The 24,440-nt window shown below is 36.4% G+C and carries 22 protein-coding genes; 19 read left to right on the top strand and 3 right to left on the bottom strand.

Annotated elements, in window-relative coordinates:
- Positions 1-657: 657 nt before the first annotated feature.
- The gene (locus Q1A47_RS13275) at positions 658-1,422 is read right to left on the bottom strand and encodes a class I SAM-dependent methyltransferase (RefSeq protein WP_026680832.1); all 765 of its coding nucleotides are present in this window, start codon (positions 1,420-1,422) and stop codon (positions 658-660) included.
- A gap of 158 nt (positions 1,423-1,580) precedes the next feature.
- On the opposite strand from Q1A47_RS13275, the gene Q1A47_RS13270 reads away from it, so the two are divergent.
- A complete protein-coding gene (locus tag Q1A47_RS13270; RefSeq protein ID WP_026680833.1) occupies positions 1,581-2,441 on the top strand; it encodes a LysR family transcriptional regulator in 861 nt (286 codons plus the stop codon).
- A 62-nt stretch (positions 2,442-2,503) separates the two neighbouring features.
- Positions 2,504-2,923 (top strand): organic hydroperoxide resistance protein, encoded by a 420-nt coding sequence (locus tag Q1A47_RS13265; RefSeq protein WP_026680834.1) that lies wholly within the window; start codon positions 2,504-2,506, stop codon positions 2,921-2,923.
- A 414-nt stretch (positions 2,924-3,337) separates the two neighbouring features.
- Here Q1A47_RS13265 and Q1A47_RS13260 read toward each other — a convergent pair whose 3' ends face one another.
- The gene (locus Q1A47_RS13260) at positions 3,338-5,041 is read right to left on the bottom strand and encodes an NFACT family protein (RefSeq protein WP_166530028.1); all 1,704 of its coding nucleotides are present in this window, start codon (positions 5,039-5,041) and stop codon (positions 3,338-3,340) included.
- Positions 5,042-5,162: 121 nt separating this feature from the next.
- On the opposite strand from Q1A47_RS13260, the gene Q1A47_RS13255 reads away from it, so the two are divergent.
- The 15 genes from Q1A47_RS13255 (at position 5,163) to spoVM (ending at position 21,257) form a co-directional block, all read left to right on the top strand.
- On the top strand, positions 5,163-7,817 hold the full coding sequence (locus tag Q1A47_RS13255; RefSeq protein WP_026680836.1) for a calcium-translocating P-type ATPase, SERCA-type: 2,655 nt from the start codon (positions 5,163-5,165) through the stop codon (positions 7,815-7,817).
- Positions 7,818-7,957: 140 nt separating this feature from the next.
- Positions 7,958-8,845 (top strand): YicC/YloC family endoribonuclease, encoded by an 888-nt coding sequence (locus Q1A47_RS13250; RefSeq protein ID WP_121605243.1) that lies wholly within the window; start codon positions 7,958-7,960, stop codon positions 8,843-8,845.
- 75 nt (positions 8,846-8,920) lie between these two features.
- A complete protein-coding gene (remA, locus tag Q1A47_RS13245; RefSeq protein WP_026680838.1) occupies positions 8,921-9,184 on the top strand; it encodes an extracellular matrix/biofilm regulator RemA in 264 nt (87 codons plus the stop codon).
- A gap of 11 nt (positions 9,185-9,195) precedes the next feature.
- A complete protein-coding gene (gene gmk / locus Q1A47_RS13240; RefSeq protein ID WP_026680839.1) occupies positions 9,196-9,813 on the top strand; it encodes a guanylate kinase in 618 nt (205 codons plus the stop codon).
- Positions 9,813-10,016, top strand: coding sequence for a DNA-directed RNA polymerase subunit omega (gene rpoZ / locus Q1A47_RS13235; protein WP_026680840.1), 204 nt, complete (start codon positions 9,813-9,815; stop codon positions 10,014-10,016). Before gmk ends, rpoZ begins: the two co-directional genes overlap by 1 nt.
- Positions 10,017-10,129: 113 nt before the next feature.
- Positions 10,130-11,341, top strand: coding sequence for a bifunctional phosphopantothenoylcysteine decarboxylase/phosphopantothenate--cysteine ligase CoaBC (gene coaBC, locus Q1A47_RS13230; protein ID WP_166530027.1), 1,212 nt, complete (start codon positions 10,130-10,132; stop codon positions 11,339-11,341).
- On the top strand, positions 11,338-13,746 hold the full coding sequence (priA, locus tag Q1A47_RS13225) for a primosomal protein N' (RefSeq protein WP_026680842.1): 2,409 nt from the start codon (positions 11,338-11,340) through the stop codon (positions 13,744-13,746). Before coaBC ends, priA begins: the two co-directional genes overlap by 4 nt.
- Before the next feature lie 35 nt (positions 13,747-13,781).
- Positions 13,782-14,726 carry a methionyl-tRNA formyltransferase gene (fmt, locus tag Q1A47_RS13220; RefSeq protein ID WP_166530026.1) on the top strand — a complete coding sequence of 315 codons (945 nt, stop codon included), beginning with the start codon at positions 13,782-13,784 and terminating at the stop codon, positions 14,724-14,726.
- Positions 14,727-16,082, top strand: coding sequence for a 16S rRNA (cytosine(967)-C(5))-methyltransferase RsmB (gene rsmB, locus Q1A47_RS13215; RefSeq protein WP_026680844.1), 1,356 nt, complete (start codon positions 14,727-14,729; stop codon positions 16,080-16,082).
- A gap of 70 nt (positions 16,083-16,152) precedes the next feature.
- Positions 16,153-16,914, top strand: a complete 762-nt coding sequence (locus Q1A47_RS13210; protein WP_026680845.1) for a Stp1/IreP family PP2C-type Ser/Thr phosphatase — start codon at positions 16,153-16,155, stop codon at positions 16,912-16,914.
- Positions 16,908-18,941 carry a Stk1 family PASTA domain-containing Ser/Thr kinase gene (pknB, locus tag Q1A47_RS13205; RefSeq protein ID WP_026680846.1) on the top strand — a complete coding sequence of 678 codons (2,034 nt, stop codon included), beginning with the start codon at positions 16,908-16,910 and terminating at the stop codon, positions 18,939-18,941. The genes Q1A47_RS13210 and pknB overlap by 7 nt, the downstream gene beginning before the upstream one ends.
- On the top strand, positions 18,942-19,823 hold the full coding sequence (gene rsgA / locus Q1A47_RS13200; RefSeq protein WP_121605239.1) for a ribosome small subunit-dependent GTPase A: 882 nt from the start codon (positions 18,942-18,944) through the stop codon (positions 19,821-19,823).
- Positions 19,824-19,825: 2 nt separating this feature from the next.
- Positions 19,826-20,482 carry a ribulose-phosphate 3-epimerase gene (gene rpe / locus Q1A47_RS13195; protein ID WP_026680848.1) on the top strand — a complete coding sequence of 219 codons (657 nt, stop codon included), beginning with the start codon at positions 19,826-19,828 and terminating at the stop codon, positions 20,480-20,482.
- 7 nt (positions 20,483-20,489) lie between these two features.
- Positions 20,490-21,143 (top strand): thiamine diphosphokinase, encoded by a 654-nt coding sequence (locus Q1A47_RS13190; RefSeq protein WP_026680849.1) that lies wholly within the window; start codon positions 20,490-20,492, stop codon positions 21,141-21,143.
- A gap of 30 nt (positions 21,144-21,173) precedes the next feature.
- Positions 21,174-21,257 (top strand): stage V sporulation protein SpoVM, encoded by an 84-nt coding sequence (gene spoVM, locus Q1A47_RS13185; RefSeq protein ID WP_034678883.1) that lies wholly within the window; start codon positions 21,174-21,176, stop codon positions 21,255-21,257.
- A 347-nt stretch (positions 21,258-21,604) separates the two neighbouring features.
- On the opposite strand, the gene rpmB is transcribed toward spoVM, so the two are convergent.
- Complete coding sequence (gene rpmB, locus Q1A47_RS13180; protein ID WP_026680850.1) at positions 21,605-21,793, bottom strand: 50S ribosomal protein L28; 189 nt, start codon at positions 21,791-21,793, stop codon at positions 21,605-21,607.
- A 272-nt stretch (positions 21,794-22,065) separates the two neighbouring features.
- On the opposite strand from rpmB, the gene Q1A47_RS13175 reads away from it, so the two are divergent.
- Positions 22,066-22,428, top strand: a complete 363-nt coding sequence (locus Q1A47_RS13175) for an Asp23/Gls24 family envelope stress response protein (protein WP_026680851.1) — start codon at positions 22,066-22,068, stop codon at positions 22,426-22,428.
- A 107-nt stretch (positions 22,429-22,535) separates the two neighbouring features.
- Positions 22,536-24,197 carry a DAK2 domain-containing protein gene (locus Q1A47_RS13170; protein ID WP_026680852.1) on the top strand — a complete coding sequence of 554 codons (1,662 nt, stop codon included), beginning with the start codon at positions 22,536-22,538 and terminating at the stop codon, positions 24,195-24,197.
- Positions 24,198-24,440: the final 243 nt, after the last annotated feature.

Below are 24,440 nucleotides of genomic sequence, written 5' to 3'. Positions count from 1 at the left end.
TTCCATAATAGCTACTAGAGGAAGCGTAAATCTGAGCATTTAGTGATAAGGACTGAGCGAATTTTGCTCCGTTTTTCCTATAGGGTTAGGTTGTATAATCGTTGCTGGGATCTTTTGTTATTATAAAATTAAAAGTATGAGTCTACCGCTTGAACTAAGGCTTCATACGTGTGGTAATCTTTTTGATGTAAATCGTATTTTTTCACATTTCAATAGCATATAAAGTAGCTCATAACTTAAACACGATTCAACAAGTAATGAAAAGTAACGAAGGTGAATAAGGTTACTAATGAGACTAAGAAACAAATTATATTTATAAATCTATGCTTCCCATCGTTTATTTTTAGTATTTCACTTATAGAGAGTAGTATTGCGATAAATGAAAGGGTAATAACAGTCGCGACAATAAAATATAACGCAATAGCAATACTATCTACAGTAAATGTTTTTCCTAAGCCCACAATAGAAATGTTACCCATTAATATTAGATAAGTAATAAGAACATTGTATTTAGTTGTTTTCTTCATGAAATAATTTCTCTCCTCCTTATATACCGTAGTAACATATAAGATTAGAGCTTACAAGATAAATGAAATGAACTATTTTTATTGGTACTTCTGTTTGTATTTCTCTTTGATACGTAAATAATTATCTTAATCATTTATTTTCTATTAATGCGAACCACTCATCAATAAAAAAACGCTGCACGGATCCTTGATCTAACTGAATCTTATAATACGCTTTTATCTGCTCATCTGCCTCTTTAATAAAATGATAGACTTTTTGTTTATCTTCTGGATGATCCAAGGTTCGATTTATCCACTCGGTATATGACAACTCTTTCTTCCGTACGTTTTCTTTTACGGTGTGTAATCCATAGCTGTCTAACAGCTGTTTCCATTCGAAGATAGGCAAGCATCGTACATGACTAAAATCACGCATACCTTCTAATTGATTGATGAAATTAGCATAGACAGATTGTCTTGGTGCAATATTATCAATAAATAAAAATGTACCATTTGTCTTTAATACACGCTTTACTTCTTGAATGAATTTTTCAGGGTGAGGAAAATGGTGAGCAGCAGTCCTACAGGTAATAATATCAAATGTGTTATTCAAAAACGGTAAGCTTTCTGCATCCGCAAGAATGTAATCAATGTTATGAATATCTTGAAGGTAATTTTTCGTGTTTTCTAGCATTTCTTTCGTTAAGTCCGTTGCATATACCCTCTCAACGAAAGGGGATAACTGTTTTGCTACATGACCACCACCGGTAGCAATATCCAGCAGTTTCATACTTGTTTCCAGCTCTAGCCAATCCTTCATTAAGGATAAATCACTTCCCCGTGCATGTGTAGCACTTGTAATATATGCTTGTTTGTTTTTAGCAAAAGATTTTTTTACATTTTCTTTTTCTCTCATACGCTCATCTCCTCATTGATCTGGAAAATATCTGCCAGTGAATGTTGATTGGCTGAATAGATTATTACTTTATCACTAATAGCATATGTATTATAATGTAATAAGTAAAATACTTAAATATAATTAAAATGAATAATTATTAATTATAGGGGGATATAATGAAAATCGATGATTATGAATTATTATTAAAATTGCATGAGATAGGGACAATTAGAGGTACTGCAAAAGCAGTTCTGATCTCACAGCCAGCGGTAACACAACGATTGAAATACATTGAGGAATATTTTGGACATATCATCTTTATCCGAACACCGAAACGGCTAATTCCAACCCCAGAAGGCGAGATAATTCTAGAACATGCTAAAACAGTTATGGCAGGAGAAAGAGCAGTAAAAAATAAATTAGCACAATCAAGTGAGGAAGTTCAAGGCACGCTTTCCATTGCCTGTTCTTCACTGATTAGTCAACGATATCTTCCAGCTATATTGGGTAAATTCACGTCGCTCTATCCTAAGGTAGCAATTGATTTAGTGACAGGAATTAGCGAAGACATTAAGCGTCATCATAAGAATTATCATGTGTGTATTATTCGTGGCGAGAAATTAAAGGAAAGTACATGTATCCGCTTATTTGATGATCCGCTTTATATATTTGATACAGAACCATTTCCTACAGATGCATTAAAAGAGCGCCCGCTTATTTCTTTTAAGTCGGATGACAGTATGCATGAATTGGTTGATAATTGGTTATATGTACAACAGGATAAAATTAAACCAGTTAAAACCATAACAGTGGATCAAATTGAAACATGTAAACAATTTATGAAACAAGGACTGGGAATGGCTGTACTACCTGAAAGTGTTTCTGACTCGATGCGAGATGAATATCCAAACATAGCATTAAAATTAGATGGAGAGGCTGTTTCTAGACATACGTGGGTTTGCTTTCAAGATGGGGTACGCGAGCTCCCGCAGGTGGATCATTTTATTGATGAATTGGTAGAACTATTAACACTTTAATGTTTTATTCACGGTAAAAAAAGGTATACCTTAACTAGAATAGAAAAAGGAGTGGTTATGCTATGAGTAATGTTATTTTTACTTCGAAAGCGACAGCAAAAAATGGACGAGACGGTCATGTGAAATCAGATGATGAACTTATTGACCTTAAGCTTGTCAATCCAGCTACGAATAAAAAGGATACGGGTTCTAACCCTGAGCAACTGTTTGCCGCTGCTTACTCATCCTGCTTTGACGGGGCTTTAAATCTAGTTGCCTCCAAAGAAAAAAAGAAAATAGATTCAGAAACAACAGCCGCAGTTAGTTTATTGAAAGATCCGGAAGATAATGGCTTTAAAATTGCAGTAGAATTAACAATTAAAATACAAGGTGTCGATCAGCAAGAAGCTGAAGAGCTTGCAAAGAAGGCGCATCAGGTATGCCCGTATTCAAAAGCTACGAGAGGGAACATTGATGTGACATTACAGCCGCAAGCAGTATAAAAACAATGAAAAGCGAGCTTAAACTTCTCCCTTCTGAGTGCGAAAAACCAATAGGACCGAAAGTTAATAAAAAGGGTGGGATGTTGGAGGAGTGTGCTTTCGAAAACGGTGCTTTTTAAGAGAATGGTGATTCTTCATATACTATTGGGCAGGAGGTCTTACGAAGGATTATTTCCCACAAGCGTCTTTTAATTTGTCGTCATAGGAATAGAGATACCAAAACTGCAACATCGTTTAGAACTAAAATGCCGAACGAATTGGTACCTCCCCCCCCCTGGAAGTTAGAGTGAAAAATATCCGGGGGGATAGCACCCATCCTTTTGAAGGATAGTTCGGCTTTTAGTTTTATAACCTACTTATATTCAGTTCCTTTTAATTATAGCTAACTAGAGAGTTTCGCTATAAATAGGTGACTTATTTTAATTTTTGAATAAGGCTATTACTAGGTGTAACAAACAACGTTTTTTGATTCTCATAAGTTACATAACCGGGCTTTGCCTCATTTGGTTTCTTTACATGACGTACCTTTGTGTAGTCTACAGGCACGGAAGAAGATTGGCGAGATTTACTAAAATAAGCTGCCAGCTGAGCCGCTTCCATTAGAGTTTCGTCACTAGGCTGTTTGTCTCTTATAATGACGTGCGATCCAGGTATATCCTTTGTGTGTAGCCATATTTCATCTCGAGCTGCAAGTTTCATTGTTAAATACTCATTTTGTTTATTATTTTTTCCAACAAGTATTACGGTACCATCAGATGCAGTATATTGTTCCGGTACTGGCTTTTCAGCTTTATTACGCTTTTTCTTTTTCTTCGGTTGTTTTTTGAGATACCCTTCTTCTCTAAGTTCGTCACGAATTTCTTCAATATCAGAACTACTTGCAGATTCAACCTGCTGTTGCAATTGCTCCATATAAGCAATTTCATCCTTCGTTTTTTCAATTTCTATTGTAACGATGCGCTCAGACTTCTTTAATTTTTGATACGTCTTGTAGTAGCTTTGAGCATTTTCACTTGGAGTTTTGTTCGGATTTAATTCAATCGTCAATTCTTTTTGCTCTGGGTCATAGTAGTCAGTCACTGTGACGCTTTGATCACCTGTTGAAATTAAATGTAGGTGTGCCGTTAGTAATTCACCAAGCTTTTGATAATGATCTTTATTTCGGGCCTTCTTTACTGTTTGCTCATGTTTCTTTAATTTTCTCCTGTTCTTTTCTTTTTCGTTTTTAAGAAAGCGATATAAATCTTTAGCTTGTTGTTTAACACGATCGCGTTCCGCTTTTCCAGAATAAAATTGATCTAGCATTTGATTTGTAGTACTAAAATGAATCTGATCACCAGTAAAGTTAGCTAATGGTATAACATGAAAGTCCTCTTTCTTATCATTATATATGGTAGGTCTAAAATTAGATTGAACTATTTGTTTTTGTATTTCATCAAAGACCTTCTGATATGCTTCGATAGATCCAAGCTCTGCTCTTTGAACCATTTCCCTTGCTATAAAAGGTGAGAAACCAACAAGGCTTTGAACAATTTGATTATTGAGCTTACCGGCATTAAAATCAAGCCTTTTAATAAATTGCTCAGAATCTATGGTTAGTGCATTGAGTTTATTTTGCTCGGGTGGAAGCTGATATAGGTGACCAGGTAATAACGTGCGGTGACGATTTTGTGACATAGATATATGTTTAAAACTATCGATAATTTGATTTTCTTCGTCATCAACTAATGTAATATTACTGTGTTTCCCCATTAATTCAATAATAAGTGCTTTGCTTGTTAAATCTCCAATTTCATTTCTTGTTTTTATCGTTAATTGAACAATTCGCTCCATTCCATACTGCTCTATATTTTCTATAATTGCACCTGATAGATGTTTTCGTAATACCATACAAAACATAGGAGGTTCTTTTGGATTTGCAAAACTGTCATTCGTTAAGTGAAATCTAGCATACGTTGGATGAATGGAAAGTAATAAAGTCATGTTTTTTCCTTTACTACGTATGGTAAACAATAATTCACTATCCGTAGGCTGATAAATTTTTGTTATTTTACCAGGAATCATTTCGTTTTTTAATTCTTCTGTTACTGCATGTGTTACGATTCCGTCAAATGGCATATGATCACCTCAAGCGCAATTATAGCATTTTTTAGGACAAGTCTGCATACATATCCCTTAAGGAGCTTTAGATTAAAGGAATACGGTGAGGAACAAGCGCTATAATTTGGAGGAATGCAGGATGAATTGGTATCAATTGGATGTAGAAAATGTAGAAAGAAAATTGCATGTAGCAGCAAATAGAGGATTAAATGAAAAGCAAGTGGAAAAACGAAGGAAGCAATATGGAGCAAATGAATTGGAAGCTCAAAGGAAGACGTCCAAGTGGTTAATATTTTTAAAGCAATTTCAAGATTTTATGGTCCTTGTTTTATTAGCTGCAACATTAGTTGCCGGACTTCTTGGAGAGTATATAGATGCGATAGCAATTATGATTATCGTACTTGTTAATGGATGTATAGGCTATTTTCAGGAACAGAAGGCAGAAAAATCTCTAGAAAAATTAAAAGAACTATCTGCACCGATGGCCAACGTATTACGAAATCAAAAATGGAGTAAGATTCCTTCTAAACAAGTAGTTGTTGGAGATGTTGTCAGAGTCGCAAGTGGAGATCGTATTCCAGCAGATATCCGCATTGTCCAATCAAGCAGCTTAGAAACAGAGGAATCTGCTTTAACAGGTGAATCGTTACCTGTTATGAAGCACGCTACTGCAATTAGAAAAGATAAACTAGATGCCCAGGATCAAGTGAATATGGGGTTTATGGGTACGCTAGTTACAAGAGGTTCAGGAGTTGGAATTGTTGTTGGGACAGGCATGGATACAGTAATGGGGCAAATTGCTTCATTAATGGTAAATACAAAGAAAGTGATGACTCCCCTGGAAAGAAAACTTTCTGAATTAGGAAAAATATTAATTATTGTTGCATTATTTTTAACCGCATTGGTCGTTGTCTTAGGTGTGATGCAAGGACATCCTGTCTACTCCATGTTTCTTGCTGGCGTATCGTTAGCGGTGGCTGCCATTCCTGAAGGATTACCGGCTATTGTTACCGTTGCTTTATCTTTAGGGGTACAGCGAATGATTCGGAAAAAAGCAATTGTTAGAAAATTATCCGCGGTTGAGACACTGGGGTGCGCATCTGTAATTTGTTCTGATAAAACAGGGACGATGACGGAAAACCAAATGACAGTTAAAGAATTATATCTAAACGGGAAGCAACTTTATGTAACTGGTGATGGATATGATATAAGAGGAGATTTCTTTCTAACAAAAGCAAAACTTGATAAAAATTTTCCTAACTTAGAGACGATGTTATTATACGGAATGCTATGTAACCAAGCATCTATTATTGTTAAAAAAGGGAAGCATTATATCGATGGTGATCCAACAGATGGTGCATTACTTGTTGTTGCACGGAAAATGGGATTGACAGTATCTACTGCGGAATCGTATCGAATTATAAAAGAGTTACCCTTCGATTCAGATAGAAAAAGAATGAGTGTAGTTATTGAAGACAGTAATCAACGCCGTTTTCTTATTACAAAAGGTGCGCCTGATGTGCTGCTGCCACGATCGATGTATCATATGGACGAGGATGGAAGACAATTACTGAGAGAAGAAAATAAACAGCAAATTGAGCAAGCAATTAGTGATATGGCAGAAAAAGCTCTAAGGACATTAGCCATTGCTGTTAAGCCCTTATCCAAGCATGACGATCTAGAATCAGCCGTTTTAGAAAAAGAGCTGACTTTTATTGGTTTATATGGAATGATTGATCCCCCAAGAAAAGAAGTGAAATCAGCCATCGAAGAGTGTCGCAATGCAGGAATTAAAACTGTTATGATAACTGGCGATCATGTGAAGACAGCTAAAGCTATTGCTGATAATTTACAAGTACTACCGGAAAATGGGAGAGTGTTAGAAGGACAGCAATTGAATGAAATGTCAACAGATGAGTTAGAAGAAATGATTGATGATACGTATGTATTTGCCAGGGTGACACCTGAGCATAAACTTCGAATTGTTCATGCCTTTCAGGAACGTGGTCATGTCGTGGCAATGACTGGTGATGGAGTAAATGATGCACCTGCGATTAAAGCAAGTAATATCGGCATAAGTATGGGATTAAGTGGTACAGATGTTACCAAAGAGGCTTCTTCCCTAATTTTAATGGATGATAATTTTGCAACGATTAAATCAGCAATACAAGAAGGACGAAATATCTATGAGAATATTCGTAAGTTTATTCGTTATCTTTTAGCATCCAATGTCGGTGAGATATTGGTAATGTTATTTGCGATGCTCCTTTCACTACCGCTTCCTTTAGTACCTGTTCAAATCTTATGGGTTAACCTTGTAACGGATGGCCTGCCAGCAATGGCACTAGGACTTGATAAGGCAGAGGGAGATGTGATGAAAAAGAGGCCAAGAAGCCTTTCAGAAGGTGTGTTTTCTCGTGGTCTAGGTTATAAAATTATAAGCAGGGGAATATTAATCGGTATTGTTACACTTCTTGCATTTATGTTAACCTATCAAGATAACCCAAATAATTTAATATATGCGCAGACTATTGCATTCACTACATTAGTAATGGCCCAATTAATTCATGTTTTTGATTGTAGAAGTGAACATTCGATATTTTCAAGAAACCCTTTTGAGAATATGTATCTTGTATTGGCTGTAATTTCTTCCATGTTGCTTCTCCTTATAGTAATTTATTGGCAACCATTACAGCCAATCTTCCATACTACCGCATTAAGTGTGAGAGATTGGATGTTTGTAAGTGTATTTAGTGCATTACCTACGGTGCTGTTTGGTTTTTCAAAAAAATAATGGACGTCCAGCTTAATGGTTAACCTGTCTATGGATTGCTTGAAATAGCAAATAGGCGGGTTTTCCTATGGGGTGATAAAAACGTTACACTTTTCTTTTTAAGTGAAATCATCGTATAATTAGCTTGTGGAGTGATTTTGATGGGAAAGAGTATGACTGGATATGGAAGAACGGATATACAAATGGATGATACGAAAATAACAATAGAAATGAAAAGTGTGAATCATCGTTTTTTGGATGTAAATATGAAAATACCTTTATCATTTATGTATTTAGAAGAGCGATTGAAGAAGATAGTACAATCGTATTTTCAAAGAGGTAAGATTGACATTTATGTTCGAGTTGATGGAAAAGGTTTTACTAGCAGAAAATTAGAAACAGATTGGCATTTAATGGATCAGTATATGAGTGAAATCAAAGAAATAAAAATGCGCTATCAATTGTCTGGAGATGTATCAACAGCAATTATTCCTGCGCTTAATGAAATATTTACAGTACAGGAGTTAGAAAGTCAGTCAAACCAATTTAAAGACCAACTTATCGACGGACTTAAAGAAGCTTGTAGACAGGTGGTTGACATGCGAGAGGAGGAAGGAAATCATTTAATTCATGATTTGCAGGAACGAATACATAGATTAAATCTGCTCATTAATCAGGTGAAAAACAGACGAACGTTTGTTGTTGATGAATATCGGGAGCGAATTAAAGATCGGGTAAATCAGCATTTAACTGAAGATATGGATTTGAATGCTTCTAGAATCTATCAAGAAATTGTCCTGCTCGCAGAGAAAGGTGACATCGCTGAAGAGATAACCAGACTAATAAGCCATACATCGCATTTTATGCGGACAATTGAATCAGAAAGTGGTGATTCGATTGGTAGACGATTAGATTTTATCACACAAGAAATGCACCGCGAAGCAAATACAATTGGTTCAAAATCAACAGACTCAACTATTAGTGAGTATACGGTAGCAATAAAGAGTGAAGTCGAAAAAATAAAAGAACAAGTGCAAAATATCGAATAATATTTGAGTTTTATATACCATTTTACTTATAATTATACTAGTATATAGAGAGACAGAATTCACGGAGGGTTAAATTTGAGTTTACGTTTAATTAATATTGGATTTGGAAATGTTGTTTCTGCTAATAGAGTAATCTCTATTGTATCGCCAGAATCAGCCCCTATCAAACGAATTATTACGGTAGCAAGAGATAATAATAAATTGGTAGATGCCACGTATGGAAGAAGAACTAGAGCAGTAATTATAACAGACAGTGATCATGTAGTATTATCAGCTGTACAGCCAGAAACAGTAGGACAACGAGTATTAAGTCATGAGGAAATATCGGACGATAATTAGGAGGAAAAAATTTGATTGAAGAAAAAGGAATCCTTTTTATTCTTTCCGGGCCTTCCGGAGTTGGAAAAGGAACAGTTAGAAAGGCGCTTTTTAACCAAGATACAGATTTAAAATATTCCATTTCAATGACTACAAGGGAAAAGCGACCAGGAGAGAAAGATGGAGTCGACTATTTTTATAAAACAAAAGAAGCGTTTGAAGCCCTTATAGAACAAAATCAACTGTTAGAATACGCGAAATATGTCAATAACTATTATGGCACACCACGAAAATATGTTGAAGAAACTTTGGATGCTGGTTATGATGTATTTCTTGAGATTGAGGTCCAAGGTGCATTACAGGTGAAGGAGAATTTCCCTGAAGGCGTATTTATATTTCTGTTCCCACCAAGTCTGGAAGAATTGAAAAATCGGATTGTCCACCGTGGTACGGAGTCTCCTGATCTTGTGTTGAATCGATTGAAAGAAGCAAGGAAAGAGATAGAAATGATGGATGCTTATGATTATGTTGTGGTGAATGATCACGTAGATCTTGCTGTAGAAAAAGTTCAATCGATTATTCAAAGTGAACATTTAAAGAGAGAGCGAATTGCGAAACAATATAAACAATTATTGGAGGATGAATTGTAATGTTAGAACCGTCAATTGACTCACTACAGAGAAAAATTAATTCCAAGTATACACTTGTAACGTTATCAGCTAAACGTGCGAGACAAATGAGCCAAACAAAAAAAGTACTAGTAGATAATCCAAAATCTCATAAGTATGTTGGCATGGCGTTGGAAGAAGTACAGGCAGAGAAACTATTTTTGGATGAAAACAATCAAGCATAAATGATGTCCCCTCGCGATAATAAAAAGCGGGGGGTTTTTATTCATGCATTAGATTATGTTATAACTACTTATAGGAAAATAGCTCGGTTTACTAGGGAAAGGGGAACAAGTCAATGGTCAATCAGAAAAACATTTTACTTGGAGTTTCTGGAGGGATTGCAGCTTATAAAGCATGTGCTCTGGCAAGTAAATTAACGCAAAAGGGTGCAAATGTTAAAGTGGTCATGACAGCAAATGCGACTAAATTTGTATCCCCATTAACATTTCAGGCGTTGTCTCGAAATGCAGTATATACGGATACTTTTGATGAAAAGGATCCAGCCAAAATTGCTCATATTGATTTAGCTGACTGGGCAGATTTAACAATTCTTGCACCGACAACAGCTAATCTGATCGGAAAGCTTGCGAACGGAATAGCTGACGACATGTTATCAACGATTTTGTTAGCTACACAATCTAATGTTTATATTGCACCAGCGATGAATGTTCATATGTATGCTCATCCCGCAGTAATGGAAAATATGAAAAAGTTAGAGGCTTGGGGGTATCATTTTATTGAACCAGGTGAAGGTTACTTAGCTTGTGGCTATGTCGGAAAGGGAAGGCTTGAAGAACCAGAAAGTATTATTCAGGCGGTAGAAATACACCAAAATCAAGATCGCCTATTTTTAAAAGGTAAGCATGTATTAATATCAGCAGGGCCAACTAGAGAGAGGATTGACCCCGTCCGTTTTTTTACCAATCGTTCTTCCGGAAAAATGGGCTATGCGCTTGCTGAGGCAGCTGCAGAAGCTGGAGCAATCGTCACGCTTGTGTCAGGGCCTACGTCGCAAATAATAACTCATGCGCAAGTTAAGCGAATTGATGTAGTAACAGCAGAAGATATGTATCAGGCAATGCATAGGCATTTTCCTACTAGTGATATTGTTATAAAAGCTGCTGCAGTGGCTGATTACCGACCGCGCGTTGTCTATGATCAAAAAATGAAAAAGCACGATGGAGATTGGAATATTGTGATGGAACGGACAAAGGATATTTTACAATCATTAGGAGAACGGAAAGAATCTCAGTATTTAGTAGGCTTTGCTGCAGAGACAGAGAAGCCTATAGAAAACGGGATGAAAAAATTAGAGAAAAAGAAGCTTGATGCCATTGTCATCAATAATGTTGCCGATAGTGGAGCGGGATTTGAGGGAGATACCAATATCGTTACCTATATGAATAAGAATAAAGAAAGGAAAACGATAACACAAGCTCCTAAGAAAGAGGTTGCACATCAACTTTTAAGGATGATTAAAAAGGATTTAAAGGATGAGGAGCAGTGAATATTGTAAAGGTAATCGTTGATGTACCAGCAAGCTCTATTGATCAGACGTTTGATTATAAAATTCCAGAGAGGTTTCAAGACATCATTCAATTAGGTATGCGAGTGACTGTACCTTTTGGACCTCGAAAGGTGATGGGATTTGTTGTTGAAACTGTTAATCATTCCACTTTTGGGAAATTGAAAGAAATTATCGATGTTCTTGATATTTATCCTGTTTTAACAAAGGAATTATTGGATTTAGGGAAATGGGTTGCTCAACAAACAGTCAGTTTGCAAATTACGGCGTTACAGGTCATGCTTCCGCAAGTATTAAAAGCTACGTATAAAAAAGAAATTGTTCGGATGACTAGTGCTACGCTGTCTGATGAATTAGAACAACTTTTTGCGGGTAGGGATGTCATAACTTATGAAGAGTTTACTGCTTCTAAGCTTCCGTATGTGCGATTGTCCAAAGCCGTACAGGATGGAGATGTTTCCATTGAATATTTGGTTAAATCAAGGATTACTAAAAAATTTAAGACGATGATTAGACCAGCTCGACCACCCCATGAATTAGAGGAAAGTATGCTTGATCTTGCTAAAAATGCTAAAAAGCAAAAACAATTACTTGCATTTTTTATAGAAAATCCTGAGCCGATAGAAAAACAAAAGCTCCTTAAGCACATGAATACGTCTAATAGTACGGTGAATATCTTACTAGAGAAAAAATTACTAGATAGTTATCATACAGAAGTTTATCGAAATCCTTATCAGGATAGTGAAATTCAAAGAACGTTCGCATTACCTTTAACTGTTCAACAAGCCAAAGTAATTGAGCCGATGAAAGAAACAATAGAAAAAAATATGCATGATGTGTTTCTCTTGCACGGAATTACAGGCAGCGGTAAAACAGAAGTATATTTACAAGTTATTCAAGATGTCATTCTAAAAGGTCAGGAAGCGATCGTTTTAGTTCCAGAGATTTCTCTTACCCCACAAATGGTTAGAAGGTTTAAAGGGAGATTTGGCTCTAATGTCGCTGTCATGCACAGTGCACTTTCAGCAGGGGAAAAATATGATGAATGGCGAAGAATTCAACGAAAAGAAGTCCAAGTAGTGGTTGGAGCTAGGTCAGCTATTTTCGCTCCCTTTGAAAATATTGGGGTCATTATCATTGATGAAGAGCATGAAACATCATATAAACAGGAGGATCAACCAAGATATCATGCACGTGATGTAGCTATTCAAAGAGGGAAAACACATCAATGTCCAGTAATTCTTGGAAGTGCTACACCAACCTTAGAATCCTATGCTAGAGCTGCGAAAGGTGTCTATCAGCTAGCTACATTAGATAAACGAACCAATGAAAAAGCATTACCGCCTGTAGAGATAGTTGATATGCGAAAGGAACTGCATGCAGGAAATCGAACGATGTTTTCTCGTAAATTAAAGAAAGCAATCATTGATTGTATTGAAAAAGGAGAACAGGTCGTATTATTATTGAATCGCAGAGGCTACTCTACCTTCGTTATGTGTCGAGATTGTGGTCATGTGAAGGAGTGCCCACATTGTGATATTGCGCTAACCTATCATAAGAATAGCAATCAATTAAAATGTCACTACTGTTCATATGAGGAGCCAATGCCATTACATTGTCCAGAGTGTAATAGTGATACCATTCGATATTTTGGAACTGGTACACAACGAGTCGAGGAAGCATTGACACAATTAATTCCAGAAGCAAGTGTAATTAGAATGGACGTGGATACAACAAGAAGAAAGGGAGCACATGAAAAATTATTGAATCGATTTGCTAACAAAGAAGCAGATATATTATTGGGGACACAAATGATCGCAAAAGGGCTCGATTTTGAAAATGTTACCCTTGTAGGGGTTCTAACTGCTGATTCTATGCTCCACCTACCAGATTTTCGTTCATCAGAGAAAACATTTCAAATTCTCACACAGGTAAGTGGTCGGGCTGGCCGTCATAATTTAAATGGAAATGTAATTGTACAAACTTACACCCCAGATCATTATAGTATTGAACTGGCAAGTCAGTATGATTTTTCAACCTTTTATAATACGGAAATGAAAATGCGCAAGGCATTTCAATATCCACCTTACTTCTTTTTAGCACTTATAACGATTTCCCATGTCAATCAAGTCAAGGTGGTTCAAGCTACTCAACGGTTCGCTCAGTTGCTCACGAAGGTAGTAAAGGATGAGACAATCATCCTGGGTCCAACGCCATCGGCTATACCACGTATTAAAGATAGATATCGTTATCAATGCATGATAAAATACAGAAATGAACCAGACCTAAGAATCTACTTATCAAAAATTCTAGATCAATTTTCTAATGATATTCGAAAAGATGATTTATTTATTTCAATTGATATGCAGCCATATCATTTAATGTGAAGAATATATAGCCTCGTAGAAAGTAGGTAATGAAGATGAAACGAATCGTATTTATGGGAACACCGGATTTTTCAGTTCCAATTTTACAATCATTAGTTGATTCACCTTATGAAATAGTACTTGTGGTAACACAACCAGATCGACCTAAGGGGAGGAAGCGTATTATTACCCCTCCACCTGTAAAAGAAGAAGCCGAAAAACATGATATCCCAGTGTTCCAGCCAGAGAAATTAAAGGATAATTATGAAGAAATTTTAGCTTATGAACCAGATTTAATTATAACGGCAGCATATGGACAGTTATTACCTAAGCAATTATTAACATCACCACCTTTTGGTTGTATTAATGTACATGCTTCCTTATTGCCAGAATTACGTGGTGGAGCACCGATTCATTATGCTATTATGCAAGGAAAGAAAGTAACGGGTGTTACGATCATGTATATGGTTGAAAGGCTAGATGCAGGTGATATCCTATCACAAAAGAGAGTGAAAATAGAAGACAATGATCATGTTGGCTCACTTCACGATAAGCTTTCAGTAGCTGGATCTGCCTTGCTGCAGGAAACATTGCCGAATCTATTTGATAACCAATTACAGCCAGTAAAACAGGATGATACACTAGCAACATTTGCTCGTAATATTAAGCGTGAAGAAGAGCAGATTGATTGGCATAAGTCGAATACAGAGATTTATAATCATGTTCGTGGCTTACATCCATGGCCAGTAGCCTATACGAAATACGAAGGCAAGCTGATGAAAGTTTGGTGGGGAGAGCCTGTCGAAACTTTCTATCAAGGGAATCAACCTGGTGAAATCGTTGATAAACCGGATTATGCATCGATTATAGTAGTTTGTGGAGATCATCAAGGATTTCGGATTACAGAAGTTCAGCCTGCTGGTAAGAAGCGAATGACAGTAAAGGACTACCTACAAGGAAATCCAAACCGAATAAAAAATGGAATGATAATGGGTGAGTAGATGGGCAATAATCAGTTAAGAAATACGATATTAAAGGTTTTGTTACGTATCGACAAAGATCAAGGGTTCAGTCATTTGCTTATTGACCATGAATTGAAATCTGGAAAAATCGGTGCAAAAGATGAAGGCCTATTGACAGAAGTTGTTTATGGCACCATTCAGCGTAAACTAACATTAGATTATTATTTAGATGCTTTTATTGATCCGAAAAAGAAAATAAAACCATGGGTAAAAATGTTGTTACGGATGTCTTTGTATCAAATGATATACCTTGATAAAATTCCGGATCATGCCATTATTCATGAAGCTGTTGAAATTGCTAAATCTAAAGGTCATAAAGGAATTGCTTCTTTTGTAAATGGTGTACTTCGCTCTATTCAAAGGAAAGGAGTACCATCTACAGCGACTATTAAGGATGATGTAAAAAGAATTTCGATTGAAACAAGTCACCCTGAATGGCTCGTTAAGCGATGGGTGGATCAATATGGTTTGAAGATAGCGGAAGCGATGTGTGTGTGCAATACACAACATAAACCGTTAACTGTTCGTGTACAGCCGTTAAAAATTTCTCGAGACCAGGCATTAAATAAATTAGTAGAAAAAGGTTTTGAAGCAAGAGCTTCGATATTTTCCTCCCAAGGAATCATTATTGAGAAAGGGAATATTTTAAACAGTGAATTATTTAAACATGGTTATGTGACGATTCAGGATCAAACATCTATGTTAGTTGCTGAGATGCTAGAGTCCCACCCTAATATGAAAGTACTTGACGCATGCAGTGCCCCAGGTGGAAAGGCAACGCATATTGCTGAAAAAATGCAAAATCAAGGGGAGTTACATGCCTTTGATCTTCATAAAAAAAAGGTGAAGTTAATAGAAGATAAAGCAAATCAATTGGATTTATCGATTATAGATGCAAAACCTGGTGACGCTAGAAAATTACAGGATATTTATGACGAAAAAACATTTGATCGCGTCTTAATTGACGCTCCTTGTTCAGGTTTAGGTGTAATCCGAGGTAAGCCAGAAATAAAATACCATAAAGAAGAAGCTGATATAAATCGATTGGCAACGATACAATTAGAAATATTAGAAAGTGTTATACCATTGTTAAAGGATGAAGGTCTGCTCATCTACAGTACTTGCACGGTCGATAAAGAGGAGAATGAGAGATTAGTGAGAAGGTTCTTAGAACGTAACAATTCGTATGAGCTTGATAATAAGTTCTTTAACACACTACCATCTCCTTTAAAAGAATCTCCTGGTATAAGTAACTATGGATTACAAGTGTTTCCACAAACCTTTAATACAGATGGTTTTTTCCTAACACGTATGAAACGAAAAAATAAGGAATAGACTTCTTTTCTTAAAAAGATTGTGTAATACTGTTATGTAAAGAACCTACAAGTAAACAAGGGGTGAAATAATGAAAGCTCGTTTTCTGACTGATCGAGGGCAAGTAAGAAGTCATAATGAAGATTCAGGTGGAGTATTTTATAATTCTTCTGGGCAATTTCTTGCTGTTATTGCAGATGGAATGGGTGGTCATCAAGCTGGGGATGTTGCTAGCCAGATGGCTACCACGTTATTAGAGGAAAAATGGAATGCATGTGACCATATAGATTCGCCTGAAGAGACAGAGAACTGGGTGCAAAACGCAATAAGGGAAATTAATGTAGCCATTTATAACCATGCACAAGAGAATAAAGAATGTTATGGAATGGGAACAACTATTGTCATTGTTATTGTGATCCGTGATTTTATGACGATTGCTCATATTGGAGATAGCAGGTGTTATAAGAGAAGCGGGGATGGACTTAAACAAATTACGGAAGACCATTCTTTAGTAAATGCCTTAGTTCAGTCTGGACAAATAACGAAGGATGATGCCCTCAGCCACCCACGAAAAAATGTCGTATTAAAAGCGCTAGGTACGGAGGAAGTAATAGAAAGTGATGTCATGTCTCTTGGCTTAGAACCAGAAGATAGACTATTGTTATGCACAGACGGTTTAACAGATAAAGTTATGGATAAAGAGCTATCAGAAATCATGGACGCAAGTACAGATTTACAAGAAATCGGTGAAAAGATGATTTCATTAGCTAACGAACGTGGAGGGGAAGATAATATATCATTGATTATTTTTCAATATTCACCTTCTGAGGAAGCGGGTGAATCTTCATGTTAAATGGCCATGTCTTGAGTGAACGTTATCAGATTAAAGATACAATTGGTGGCGGAGGTATGGCCAATGTATATTTAGCAAGGGATATTATCTTGGAAAGAGACGTTGCAATTAAAGCACTTCGCCTAGAATATGCAAATGATGAAGAGTTTATCGCTCGCTTTGATCGAGAAGCCCACGCTGCGGCTAGCCTCTCTCATCCAAACATTGTAAATATATATGACGTAGGGGAAGAGGACAAGCTTCTTTACATGGTAATGGAATATGTTGATGGTATGACGTTAAAAGAATATATTCAGCGAAATGGCCCGCTAGATGTACAGGAAGCGCTGGACATTATGAAACAAATTTCGGCGGCAATTGCTCATGCCCATGCAAATGACATTGTACATCGTGACATAAAGCCGCAAAATATTTTGATTGATACATATGGTCAAGCAAAAGTGACAGACTTCGGGATTGCTATTGCTTTAAGTGCAACAGCATTAACACAAACAAACTCCATTCTAGGTTCCGTTCATTATTTATCTCCTGAGCAAGCAAGGGGAGGAATGGCTACTAAAAAGTCGGATATCTATTCTATAGGTATTGTACTATATGAACTATTAACAGGAAGACTGCCTTTTTCGGGGCAATCTGCTGTTTCGATAGCATTAAAGCATTTACAAAATGATACCCCTTCTGTACGAAAATACAATCAAGATGTACCACAGAGTGTAGAAAACATTGTTTTAAAAGCAACAGCGAAGGATCCATTTCATCGTTATGAGACAATTTATGACTTAGAAGATGCACTTGAAATGGCTTTACATCCAAGTAAATTAAATGAAGCAGTGTTTACACCACCAACAGAAGAAGGAGAAGAAACCAAGGCTATCCCAATTATTACAGATCAAATGCAGGATAGTGTTAATGATGATACGATCGTACATCAAACGAATGGTCCTACAAAGCCTTATAAAGAAACGGACAAGTCTCTGGATCATAACAAAGGGAAGAAAACGAAGAAAAAGCAAAAGAAGAAACGACCTAAAAAGCCCAAGAGTAAGAAGAAAAAATGGTTCATTGCTTCCATTATTTTATTTTTATTACTAGCAGCAGTGACTGTAGCCCTATTTGTATATCCTGATATGTTTCAGCCTAAAGATGTAACTGTTCCAGATGTTACAGATATGGCTTATGATGATGCAACATCAGAATTGGAAGAACTTGGTTTTGTTGTTGAGCGCGAAAAAATCCATTCTGAAGACATTGAAGATGGAAATGTAGTTAAAACGGATCCAACGGCTGGAAGTACGATAAAGGAAGGTACTACTATCACATTATACGTTAGTCAGGGAAAAGAAAAAGTAGAATTTGCTGATTATGTTGGTAAAGACTTTTCGCAAGTAAAACGGTTGTTAGAAGATGAAGGATATGAAGTTTTAGATCCGTATGAGGAATATTCAGATCAGCCAGTAGGAGAAATCATTGAACAGATTCAGCCAACTCCAGACTCGGAAGTTGTACCAAGTGATACCAAGGTTATTTTTCGAGTTAGCAGTGGTCCGAAAACGATTAGTTTAAATAATCTTAAAGGAATGACGGAAGCCGAAGCAAGGGAATATTTGGAAAATAATAATCTAAAGATGGATGTCTCTAAAGAAAGCTCTGAAAGTACGGTTGAAGGCGAAGTGATACGTCAAGAGCCAGGGACAAACACGGAGTTAGAGGAAGGATCAACAGTAAAGGTTTATATTTCCACAGGACCTAAAGAAAAACCTCCTGTATCACATACTGTAACGTTTACCGTACCATATAATCCTGATACGAATGAAGAAAATGAGGAAAAGATCGAACAAACAGTTAAGATATATATTGATGATATGAACAATGATTTATCAGAGGTACACACGGAAGAAACGATTACGGAGGATAAGGAATTTGAGTTCACGTTAACAATAGCACCAGATAGTAAGGCGGAATATATGATTAAAAGGGATGAAGAAGTTATTGCTAATAAGACAGTTTCGTATGAAGAAGGTGAATAAATGCCAAGTGGCAGAATTATTAAAGCTCTAAGCGGTTTTTATTACGTCGAATCTGAAGGAGAAATCTTTCAGTGCAAAGGCAGGGGAGTATTTCGAAAAAAGAAAATCACTCCTTTAGTTGGTGATGTCGTTACATTTGATATTAGTGGTAAAAATGAAGGATACATTTTAGAAATACATCCTAGAGACAATGAGCTTATTAGACCGCCTATTGCTAATATTAATCAGGCAATAATTGTCTGTTCTGCGATGAAGCCAGTGTTTAGTACGGTACTACTGGATCGGTTTCTTGTATTAGTAGAGTCGAAAGGAATTAAGCCGGTTATTTTTATAACGAAAATGGATTTGGTTGCAGATGAAGCGAAAAATAGTCTCATTTCTTATCAAAAAGATTATGAACGAGTTGGTTACAAAGTAGAGCAGTTTTCAGTAAAGGATTCTTCAGTATTAGCTTCACTTGAACAATATTTCACGAATAATATTACGGTTATTGCTGGGCAATCAGGGGTGGGAAAAACATCGCTATTAAATGCGATAAATCCATCGCTCCTATTAAAAACGGATGAAATTTCTGATAGCTTAGGTAGAGGTAAGCATACAACTCGACATGTTGAATTAATTTCACTTTGTGGTGGATTAGTAGCAGATACACCAGGATTTAGCTCGCTTGACTTTCAGGATATTGAACCTGAGGAATTAGCTGCATGTTTTCCAGAAATAAGGGATAGAATGGAAAACTGTAAATTCCGTGGATGTATGCACTACAAGGAACCTAAATGTGCTATTAAACAAGCTGTCGAGTCAGGTGAAATTGCAAGCTATCGTTATCAACACTATTTACGATTTCTTGAAGAAATACAAAGTAGAAAGCCGAGGTATTAGTCATGACAAAAATAGCTCCATCAATATTAGCAGCTGACTTTTCTAAGCTAGGGGATGAAATAACGGATGTTACAAGAGGAGGAGCAGATTATATTCATGTCGATGTAATGGATGGGCATTTTGTGCCTAATATAACTCTAGGTCCTTTGATTGTAGAAGCAATACGACCATCAACAACATTACCATTGGATGTACACTTGATGATAGAAAATCCAGATACCTATATCGGGGCATTTGCAAATGCAGGTGCTGATATAATAACGGTACATCAAGAGGTATGTCCTCATTTGCATCGCACCATTCAATTGATTAAAGACCAGGATATGAAGGCGGGGGTAGTTATTAATCCAGCTACTCCGGTTGAAACACTATTACCCATATTGAATGATATAGATATGGTATTAATTATGACGGTTAATCCAGGATTTGGCGGTCAGTCCTTTATTAAAAGCACTTTAGCTAAAATCAAACAGCTAGACGAATGGCGAAAGGAATTTGGATATTCATATGAGATAGAAGTGGATGGTGGAATCAATACGTCAACAGCGCAAATATGTACAAAGGCCGGTGCTGATATTTTGGTTGCTGGTAGCGCAATATTCCAGAAGGAAGATCGTCCTAAAGCTATCCAAGCTATTCGGGATGCAGCAAAGGAGTAATTAGAGCGTGAAAACTGTAGCAATCATAGGTAATGGACCAGGTCTGTATCCTGATTTCACCCCATATCTAGATACAGTGGATTGTTGGATCGGTGCTGACCGTGGTGCATGGACATTGGTGAAAAAAAACATACCAATGGATTATGCAGTAGGAGATTTCGATTCTACGACAAAGGAAGAAAGGGAAGCAATTGCTAAATATAGTAAATATATGAAAGAGTATTCATCAGAAAAGGATGAAACAGACCTTGAAATTGCATTAAATAAAGCATTTGAGCTAAAGCCTGACTACATTTACTTATTCGGTGTAACAGGTGGTAGACTTGATCATGAATTAATTAATGTCCAATTATTATATTCCATTATAGATAAAGGAATAAAGGGAGCCATCATTGATCAGACGAATTATATAGAACTTACACTTCCAGGTGAACATCATGTAAAACATGACAAAAGCTATCCCAATATCTCATTTGTTCCATTTTCGCACGAAGTACGTGGTATAACTTTAACTAATTTCTATTATCCTCTAACCGATGCAAATATTTCATGGGGATCTACGCTTTGCATATCAAACAAGCTGATTAGAAATAGTGGTACTTTTTCGTACAATGAAGGCATACTATTATTAATAAAGAGTCGTGACACGATTCCCAGATAGCTTTGTTTGTTAAAAGAGGAGGGCGAACTCATGAAATTTTATACGATTAAGCTCCCGAGATTTATTGGTGGATTTGTAAGGGTCATTATTGGTACATTTAAGAAAGATAAGTAATAAGCATGAGCTTTTGTCAGTTGACAGAAGCTTACTTTTTTTGGTAGAGATGAGAATTTTAATAGTTGCTGCATCATTGTCAGAATAAAAGTGCAAGCGACCGATTAGAAACGTCGACTGGAACGAGTCAACGGAGGTAAAGGAATTACGGTGAGCTTGTGAGTGATGATGATTTAGATTAGAGTGATTCGTGAAAGTCGCATCGTTTCTAGGCGCTAGAGCTGGACGCGGGTCAACATGCTCATATTTATCTTGATAAATTCCTTAATTTCCTAGACTATAAGAAAAAGCACCTTTTATTAAAAAGGTGCTTTTTCTTAACTAATGCGATAAGTTGTATTAGTATATTAAACGCGTTCTACTTTCCCTGATTTAAGGGCACGTGCAGATACATATACTTTTTTCGGTTTTCCATCTACCATAATACGTACTTTTTGTACATTAGCTTTCCATTGACGCTTATTGGAATTCATAGCGTGAGAGCGTTGGTTTCCACTGCGAGTTTGACGTCCAGTTACAACACATTTTCTGGCCATGTTATCCCTCCTACTTTTACATGTTTCTTTGCATTTTCATACTTATACAATTTACCATAACTCTTACTAGATTGCAATTATTCTTTTTGTAAAACCACGAATAAACTGGGATTATTTGGTATATAAAGAGAAAATACTTGACAGATTAACACAAATCGTACATTGTTATAAGTGGTAATTTTTAATTAGGTATTATCTATACTTTTAAAAAGGTTCTGCATGTAGTAGAATATGCTTAGATAATGTGAGCAGGTATTATAAGGAGGATTCAAATGTCCATTGAACTTCATACAAACGATGGTCAGGTAACGATTACTAATGAAGTAATTGCCACTATTGCTGGTGGTGCAGCAGTTGAATGTTATGGAATTGTTGGGATGGCTTCTAAAAGTCAAATACGCGATGGCATTGCTGAAATCTTAAGAAAAGAAAACTTTTCAAAAGGTGTCATTGTCCGTCAAGAAGAAAGCAATTTACATATCGATATGTATATTATTGTGAGTTATGGAACAAAAATATCCGAAATTGCTCATAATGTTCAATCTCAGGTTAAATATACGTTAAATCAATCCTTAGGGTTAGAAATTGATTCTGTCAATATTTATATTCAAGGAGTTCGTGTCTCAAAAGACTAATTTCATATCATCTAATTGTATAAAGTGTTAATGCTCTAGCGCCTGAAGCATGAATAGTAGATCTACAGGCGCTGTGAGCTTTTGTCTACAGAGGAGGAAATATAATAGTGACTTTACAGAAGATAAATGGCAAGAAACTTGCTCAAATGATTCTTTCTGGAGCGCATAATTTGTCGAATAACGCCAAGAAAATTGATGCTTTAAATGTATTCCCTGTACCCGACGGTGATACAGGAACAAATATGAATCTAACGATTACTTCCGGAGCTAATGAAGTAAAAAAATTAACTAGTGACAGTGTATCTGAAGTAGCTGAAGCATTTGCTAAAGGGTTACTAATGGGTGCTAGAGGTAATTCAGGGGTCATACTATCACAAATTTTTCGTGGTTTTTCTAAAGGGTTGGAAAAAAAAGAAGCGGTTACAACCATCGAGCTTGCGAAGGCATTTGAAAGTGGTGTTTCCACTGCGTATAATGCTGTAATGAAACCTGTAGAAGGCACCATACTAACTGTTGCAAAGGATGCAGGGAATCAAGCAGTTTCAGTTGCTGAAAAAGAACAAGACATCATTCAGCTAATGGAACAAATTGTAGCTGAAGCAAAAGCATCACTTAAACGTACACCAGATTTACTTCCAGTCCTAAAAGAAGTTGGTGTAGTAGATTCTGGTGGGCAGGGTTTATTAACCATCTATGAAGGATTCCTTGCTGCGTTAAAGGGAGAAGAACTTCCTGAAGATCCATCGGATATTAATATGGATGAAATGATAAATGCTGAACATCATAAAGTAACACAGGATTTTATGGATACAGAGGATATAGAGTTTGGCTATTGTACTGAATTTATGGTTAAGTTTGAAGAAGACAAATTAAATGAATATCCATTTGATGAAGAAGCATTTCGTAACGATTTAAGTGAGCATGGTGATTCCTTGCTAGTTGTTTCTGATGATGAGCTTGTGAAGGTTCATATTCATGCAGAGTATCCAGGACATTGTTTAACAATGGGGCAACGTTATGGAAGCTTAATTAATATGAAAATAGAAAATATGCGCGAGCAGCATACTGCTATTGTAGGAAGTAAAGAAAAGAAAAATATGCAAAAAGAAAAGTCGGAATATGCAATTGTTACAGTGGCCATGGGTAAAGGCTTGAGGGATCTTTTGGAAAGCTTAGGGGCAAGTGTGGTCATTGAAGGTGGACAAACAATGAATCCAAGCACTCAGGATATTGCAAATGCCATCAAGCAAGCTAATGCTAAAAATGTGTTAATGCTTCCAAATAACAAGAATATCCTAATGGCAGCTGATCAAGCGGCAGAATTAGCTGAAGAAAATGTACGAGTTGTTCCAACTAAAACAATTCCACAAGGTATAAGCGCTATGCTCTCATTTCATCCAGATGCAGATATTGATAGTAATCAGCAAGCAATGGACGAGGCAAGAAAACAGGTGAAAACTGGACAAATAACTTATGCTGTACGTGATACACAAATTGATGGCATTACCATTGAAAACGGTAATTTTATGGGTATTGCAGATGGTAAGATCATTGCTACTGACTCTGATAAAATGGAAACAGTGAAATTGCTTCTAAATGAGATGATCTCTAAAGATGATGAGATCTTGACGATTCTTCAAGGGGAAGATGTAGAAGATGAAGAAGTAAATCGATTGATCAAATATATAGAAGAAACATACGAAGATATTGAAATTGAAGTGCATAACGGTAATCAACCAATATACTCCTATATATTTTCCGTGGAATAAGCAGCTTTTTATATAAATAATAGGGCTGTATCAAAAGTCCATTAGAGGAACGAAACACCGACCATGATATTTAAACATCACGGTCGGTGTTTCGTTCTGGTTTGTATTTATTTTGATTATCTCCGCACGATGGCAAGAGGGTTAATTTTAGATAAATAAAAAAAATTGAGCAAAATTCGCAGTCCTTATCACTAAATGCTCAGATTTACGCTTCCTCTAGTAGCTATTATGGAATAATAGCTA

The sequence above is a fragment of the uncultured Virgibacillus sp. genome, from assembly GCF_947495635.1.
Taxonomy (GTDB): Bacteria; Bacillota; Bacilli; order Bacillales; family Amphibacillaceae; genus Virgibacillus; species Virgibacillus salarius.
The sequence above is the reverse complement of the archived record's forward strand: the minus strand, read 5'-3'. Positions and strand labels throughout refer to the sequence as shown.

Coding starts and splice junctions, on each gene's coding strand:
- Q1A47_RS13275 (WP_026680832.1), bottom strand. CDS start 1,422: ATGAGAGAAAAAGAAAATGTAAAAAAATCTTTTGCTAAAAACAAACAA.
- Q1A47_RS13270 (WP_026680833.1), top strand. CDS start 1,581: ATGAAAATCGATGATTATGAATTATTATTAAAATTGCATGAGATAGGG.
- Q1A47_RS13265 (WP_026680834.1), top strand. CDS start 2,504: ATGAGTAATGTTATTTTTACTTCGAAAGCGACAGCAAAAAATGGACGA.
- Q1A47_RS13260 (WP_166530028.1), bottom strand. CDS start 5,041: ATGCCATTTGACGGAATCGTAACACATGCAGTAACAGAAGAATTAAAA.
- Q1A47_RS13255 (WP_026680836.1), top strand. CDS start 5,163: ATGAATTGGTATCAATTGGATGTAGAAAATGTAGAAAGAAAATTGCAT.
- Q1A47_RS13250 (WP_121605243.1), top strand. CDS start 7,958: ATGGGAAAGAGTATGACTGGATATGGAAGAACGGATATACAAATGGAT.
- rpoZ (WP_026680840.1), top strand. CDS start 9,813: ATGTTAGAACCGTCAATTGACTCACTACAGAGAAAAATTAATTCCAAG.
- coaBC (WP_166530027.1), top strand. CDS start 10,130: ATGGTCAATCAGAAAAACATTTTACTTGGAGTTTCTGGAGGGATTGCA.
- fmt (WP_166530026.1), top strand. CDS start 13,782: ATGAAACGAATCGTATTTATGGGAACACCGGATTTTTCAGTTCCAATT.
- rsmB (WP_026680844.1), top strand. CDS start 14,727: ATGGGCAATAATCAGTTAAGAAATACGATATTAAAGGTTTTGTTACGT.
- Q1A47_RS13210 (WP_026680845.1), top strand. CDS start 16,153: ATGAAAGCTCGTTTTCTGACTGATCGAGGGCAAGTAAGAAGTCATAAT.
- pknB (WP_026680846.1), top strand. CDS start 16,908: ATGTTAAATGGCCATGTCTTGAGTGAACGTTATCAGATTAAAGATACA.
- rsgA (WP_121605239.1), top strand. CDS start 18,942: ATGCCAAGTGGCAGAATTATTAAAGCTCTAAGCGGTTTTTATTACGTC.
- rpe (WP_026680848.1), top strand. CDS start 19,826: ATGACAAAAATAGCTCCATCAATATTAGCAGCTGACTTTTCTAAGCTA.
- spoVM (WP_034678883.1), top strand. CDS start 21,174: ATGAAATTTTATACGATTAAGCTCCCGAGATTTATTGGTGGATTTGTA.
- rpmB (WP_026680850.1), bottom strand. CDS start 21,793: ATGGCCAGAAAATGTGTTGTAACTGGACGTCAAACTCGCAGTGGAAAC.
- Q1A47_RS13175 (WP_026680851.1), top strand. CDS start 22,066: ATGTCCATTGAACTTCATACAAACGATGGTCAGGTAACGATTACTAAT.